Source organism: Pseudomonas sp. GW821-FHT01C01 (assembly GCF_059422645.1).
Genome location: NZ_JBWKXF010000106.1, coordinates 1 through 4,623 on the forward strand (window position 1 = coordinate 1; position 4,623 = coordinate 4,623).

A 4,623-nucleotide genomic window follows, 5' to 3' on the forward strand; every position below is an offset into this window, starting at 1 on the left:
CTGCGCAGCCGGACGCAGCCTTCGGCAGCTGCTACAAGGAAGGCGTAGCGTCTGGGTTCGCCTAACTGATCGGCATTAGCCCCTTGAGGGCTCTTTTTTAGCGATTTTTAGTCAGTCCAGAGTTGAAGTTTCCATATATCCGTCCTGAGACACTGGATTGGTAGCGTTTACAACTGGCCGATTTCGGCCTGCTACGAAACGAAGCACAGCTATCGGCCCAAGATCCAAAACGCATCAGCACAACGACTTCTGGTAATAGATCCGGGTATGTCCCGGTGGATAATCTGCCAGGCGTCCGAATTCGGAGTAACCAAGTTTTCGATAAAACCCGGGTGCCTGAAAGCTGAAGGTCTCCAGCCAGATACCAATGCAGTGCTTTTTCTGCGCGATTTCTTCGGCCATGCGCATTAGCCGTTCTCCGATACCCTGGTCACGCATCGACTCGGGAACGCTGACAAGATCGATGAGCAGCCATCGATAAGAGACCTTGCCGTACAGTCCGCCAATGACTTCGTTACTGTCAGGGGCTCGTAGCAACAGAGCAAATGTTTCATGGGCGTCGTCTCCTCCGTGGACCAGATTATGGGCCAGCAACGGGGTCAAAATTCCCAGCCGCTCTTTTGGTCATGGAAACTAAGGCCGACTTTTTCAACAGAATCGGCCGATAGCTGCCTGTTGCGAAAGACTACACGGCCCATCTCAGACCTCGCTTGGTTATACGGTAAGCACTGATCGAACCTATGCCTCTTGATCCAACGGCATCACGGTCTTCCCACTCTGCTTCAACCACAAACCAAAGTCCCGCATTACGTTGACGACGGGCCTCAATCGATTCCCTTCCTCGGTCAGCTCATACTCCACTTTTACGGGAACTGTCGGGTATACCGTGCGCTTCACCAAGCCGACTTCCTCAAGTGCCCGCAGGTCAAGGGTCAGCATACGTTGCGAGATTCCCGGGACATCACGCCGTAGTTCGTTAAAACGCTTGGGGCCGTCGAGAAGATATGAGACCAGCAGCAGACGCCATCGACCACCTAGCAGACGCATGGCTTCTTCCACCGAACAGCCCGTCACATTCTTTTTCATGGAATATTCCTCAGCGTGTTGCAGGTATATTTTATGTACCTAGATGATAAAAAAGTGCCTTCTTCCATTTATATACCTTGTCTCTAAGATGGTCTTCCATCACTTTCCGGGTGGAAGTGATGTCCCGACCTATTAGGAGATCGCTCGTGAAGCTTTACTACATCCCTGGCAGTTGCTCCCTATCCCCTCATATTGTGATCAATGAACTTGGTCTTGATGTCGCGTTGCTCAGGGTCGAACACCGGGATCACACGGTGGACGGTGACGGCGACTACTATGATGTAAACCCCCTCGGGTATGTGCCAGTCCTTGAGTTGAAGGACGGAACCAGATTTCGAGAAGGACTTGCGATCGTGCAGTATCTGGCTGACCAGAAGCCTGAATCGGGCCTGGCTCCGCCCAATGGCACGCTGGAGAGATATCGACTACAGGAATGGCTCAGCTTTTTGACGTCGGAGATCCACAAGGGCTTCATCCCACTTCTGTACGCCGGGCTAGCGGGCAAGTATGTGGACACTGTCAGGCCCAAGCTGGAGGCACGCTTTGCGTGGATAGATAAACAACTCGCTGACCGCCAGTTTCTGCTTGGCGACAAGTTTACTGTCGCCGACAGCTATTTGTTCGCACTAACAGGCTGGGGGCAGGCGGATTGGCTGACGTCATACTACAAAGCCAACATTCATTTCGACGCTTTGAATAATCTAAAAGCCTGGTACGGCCGGGTGCGTCAGCGCCCTGCGGTCCAAAAGGCGCTGCTGCTGGAAGGACTGGCATGATGCGGATCTGCCAAGAGGCACTGCTGAAAATTTAGGTGACGGATCGCCTGCGAGATTTGCCTTTGCTGGTTGTTCAATGGCACTACAGCAGGCGTATCCAAGTGACTGCTCGGGGCCGGTTGCTGCCTGTAAACATTCAGCTAACCCCCGTTGGCATGTCGTGCCTATCGCTTGCAATCCGATTCCCGGTGCATGGTTTGCAATAACCTATTGCGAGAGTCTGGTCACCACCGATTGGAATGAAGTGGTGCATCCCTCCGTGGCCCAATGCAGGAGATGGGTGGGGTAGATCGGGCGTGTTGCCGCAGCCCTCAGTCGCCTGAGGAAAGCCCATGCTTGTGTGCGTAGGCGTAGAGATCTACGCGGTTCGTCAGGCCCAGCTTGCTGTAGATCGATGTTAAATGGTTGCGTAGCGTGTGCTCGCTGATGTGCAGCTTCTCGGCCACCAGCTTGCCAGGGGCAGAGGGGTCGCTGGCCAGCGATGCAATGGTTTGCTGCTCGCGGCGTGTCAGCTTGGCGATTTTGTGTTGCTCCGGGTCTATATCGCGCTCGGCTTTCTTGCGTGCCAGTTCAAGGAAGATACGACTGGTCGCATTGCGGTCAATCCAGAGTTCGCCTTCATGCACTTTTTCTATGGCTTTGAGCAATGTTGATGCGGATGCCGACTCCCGCTTATCCACCACGCCACGAGCGCCCGCCATCACCGCACTGTCATGCAGTGCCACGTCACTCGACCCCGTCACTACCAGAATCTTGGCTTTGGTCCTGCTGTGCAGGTCGGCCAGCGACTCGATACAGTCCTCGCTGTCCAGGTCCAGTACCACCACATCTGGTGTGTATAGGTGCAGCGAAAGCAGGTATTGCGCCACCGACGCCGTCGAACCCGCCAACATCAACTTCGGTCGAGCGCTTTCCACCAGACGCTCAAGGCCCCAGGCCACAAGCGGTAGAGCTACTAACAGGACTTGAATTGGCATGCGGCTCGCTGCCTCTTTAGCTGGGTTGTGTTAGCTGATCATGATAGCAATCGTTGCAGCCCCTAGCTTTTTTCTATAGCGCTTCAGGCCCCCCCTCCCATGACATTTGTCCCGTAAAACACTGTTTTCATGGGTGATTGACTCCCAGAAAAAAAGGGATAGCGCACTCATGTAAAAAACAGAGGCCGTTTTTAGACTGCAGTCATGAAAGACGCACACCGAATTGAGCCCCGTGAACAAGTCACCCTGTCGCTGCAACTGATCGGCGGGGGCAACGGTGTCACCCGTGACATCAGCGCCTCCGGTTTGTATTTCGAAACCGATAGCGAGCAGCAGGTGGGTAGCTTGATTGACTTCGAGATCGAGCTCGACACTCCCGGCGGCCCCATGAAGTTCAAGGCGCAAGGACAAATCGTGCGCATCGAGCCGCTGGGCGACAGGGCCGGGGTGGGCGTGAAGCTGCTGGCCAGCCGGCTGGTACCGGTGGAGTGAAGTATTCGTGGGTTGAGGAAGAATCGACTTGTGGCTGTTAGCGGCCCACAGCGGTTCTTTTGCTCAGAGTGACATTCATGGGAGAAAGACATGGCTAGCACCACAACTACCAGCGGCGGAACCGTTACCTCGTTTTCCAACACGCCGCAGGCGAAGGATGACGTCTTCACCGCCACTGAAAACCTGTTGGGGGTCGTGTATTGGGACGTCATGTCCAATGACCTCGGCGGCAACGCGAAGACACTCTGGTCACTCGACAACGCGGACAGTCTTTCTACTGCCACCAAGGCTTATGCTCCGGCCGACCTCCTGACCCAGGATACGGCGAGGGCTGAGGCGATGAGTTCTGACACCAGCTTGAATGGTGCAAAGATCTGGATCACCTCGGACGGTAAGGTCGGCTACGACGCCACTACTTTCTCCTCTGCTTTTAAGGCACAACTCCAGTCGCTTGCTGCTGGCGAGCTCCTGACGGACAGCTTTACCTATGCGATTCGTCTCGGCAACGGAACGCTCAGTTGGGCCACCGCGACAGTACAGTTTTCGGGCGTGAATGATGGTGTGACGATCAGCCTCGGCGCGCAGGCCGGCACGGTGACTGAAGACGCCGCCACCACTGCGAGCACGACCGACTCGCTGACGGCCAGCGGCACGATTGTCTTTAACGACGTCGACCTGAGTGACACGCACATGGCGACGTTCGCGCCGGCGGGGGGCAACGCTACTCATCTTGGCACGTTCGTGCTCTCGCCGGTAAGCGAAGCAGCGAACGCGGCCAACGGTTCGGTGCAATGGACGTACAACCTGAGCAATGCGGCGGCGCAGTACCTGGCTCAGGGACAGACAGTAACCGAAACTTACCTGGTCACCATCAGCGATGGTCATGGTTCGTCGGTAACGCAGAATGTGACCGTCACCATCACCGGCACCAATGACGGGCCAACGGTGACGGCGGCAGAAGTCGAAAGCGGGACGGTGAGCGAAGACGGCACCACGTTGGCCAGCGGCAGCTTTGCCTTCGGTGACGTGGACCTGGCCGATCACGCGCATGTGGCCAGCGTGAGCGCGCCGTCCGGTGCGCTGGGTACGCTGGTGGCCAGTGTCGGCGACGAGAGCACCGGCGACGCGGCGGGCAGCGTGGGTTGGACCTATACGCTGAACAACAGTGCGGCGCAGTACCTGGCTGAAGGCCAGACCAAGACCGAAGTGTTCACGGTGACGCTGACCGACGACTTCGGGGCGACGGTGACCAAGGCTGTGACGATTACCCTGACTGGCAGCAATGACGGGCC

The 4,623-nt window shown here is 56.3% G+C and carries 6 protein-coding genes; 3 read left to right on the top strand and 3 right to left on the bottom strand.

The annotated features are described in order from the left end of the window. Positions 1 to 234 precede the first annotated feature (234 nt). Positions 235 to 603 carry a GNAT family N-acetyltransferase gene (locus tag AC07XF_RS28795; RefSeq protein ID WP_495029226.1) on the bottom strand — a complete coding sequence of 123 codons (369 nt, stop codon included), beginning with the start codon at positions 601 to 603 and terminating at the stop codon, positions 235 to 237. Positions 604 to 738: 135 nt separating this feature from the next. Beyond that, positions 739 to 1,086, bottom strand: coding sequence for a winged helix-turn-helix transcriptional regulator (locus tag AC07XF_RS28800; RefSeq protein ID WP_495029227.1), 348 nt, complete (start codon positions 1,084 to 1,086; stop codon positions 739 to 741). A 146-nt stretch (positions 1,087 to 1,232) separates the two neighbouring features. Here AC07XF_RS28800 and gstA point away from each other — a divergent pair, with 146 nt between their 5' ends. Further along, complete coding sequence (gene gstA, locus AC07XF_RS28805; protein WP_495029228.1) at positions 1,233 to 1,862, top strand: glutathione transferase GstA; 630 nt, start codon at positions 1,233 to 1,235, stop codon at positions 1,860 to 1,862. Positions 1,863 to 2,173: 311 nt separating this feature from the next. On the opposite strand, the gene AC07XF_RS28810 is transcribed toward gstA, so the two are convergent. After that, positions 2,174 to 2,839, bottom strand: a complete 666-nt coding sequence (locus AC07XF_RS28810) for a LuxR C-terminal-related transcriptional regulator (protein WP_495029229.1) — start codon at positions 2,837 to 2,839, stop codon at positions 2,174 to 2,176. Between the two features lie 204 nt (positions 2,840 to 3,043). Here AC07XF_RS28810 and AC07XF_RS28815 point away from each other — a divergent pair, with 204 nt between their 5' ends. Further along, positions 3,044 to 3,331, top strand: coding sequence for a PilZ domain-containing protein (locus AC07XF_RS28815; protein WP_495029230.1), 288 nt, complete (start codon positions 3,044 to 3,046; stop codon positions 3,329 to 3,331). Between the two features lie 90 nt (positions 3,332 to 3,421). Continuing rightward, positions 3,422 to 4,623, top strand: a 1,202-nt coding sequence (locus AC07XF_RS28820; protein WP_495029231.1) for a VCBS domain-containing protein, incomplete at its 3' end; no start/stop codon positions are given.

Coding starts and splice junctions, on each gene's coding strand:
- AC07XF_RS28800 (WP_495029227.1), bottom strand. CDS start 1,086: ATGAAAAAGAATGTGACGGGCTGTTCGGTGGAAGAAGCCATGCGTCTG.
- AC07XF_RS28810 (WP_495029229.1), bottom strand. CDS start 2,839: ATGCCAATTCAAGTCCTGTTAGTAGCTCTACCGCTTGTGGCCTGGGGC.
- AC07XF_RS28815 (WP_495029230.1), top strand. CDS start 3,044: ATGAAAGACGCACACCGAATTGAGCCCCGTGAACAAGTCACCCTGTCG.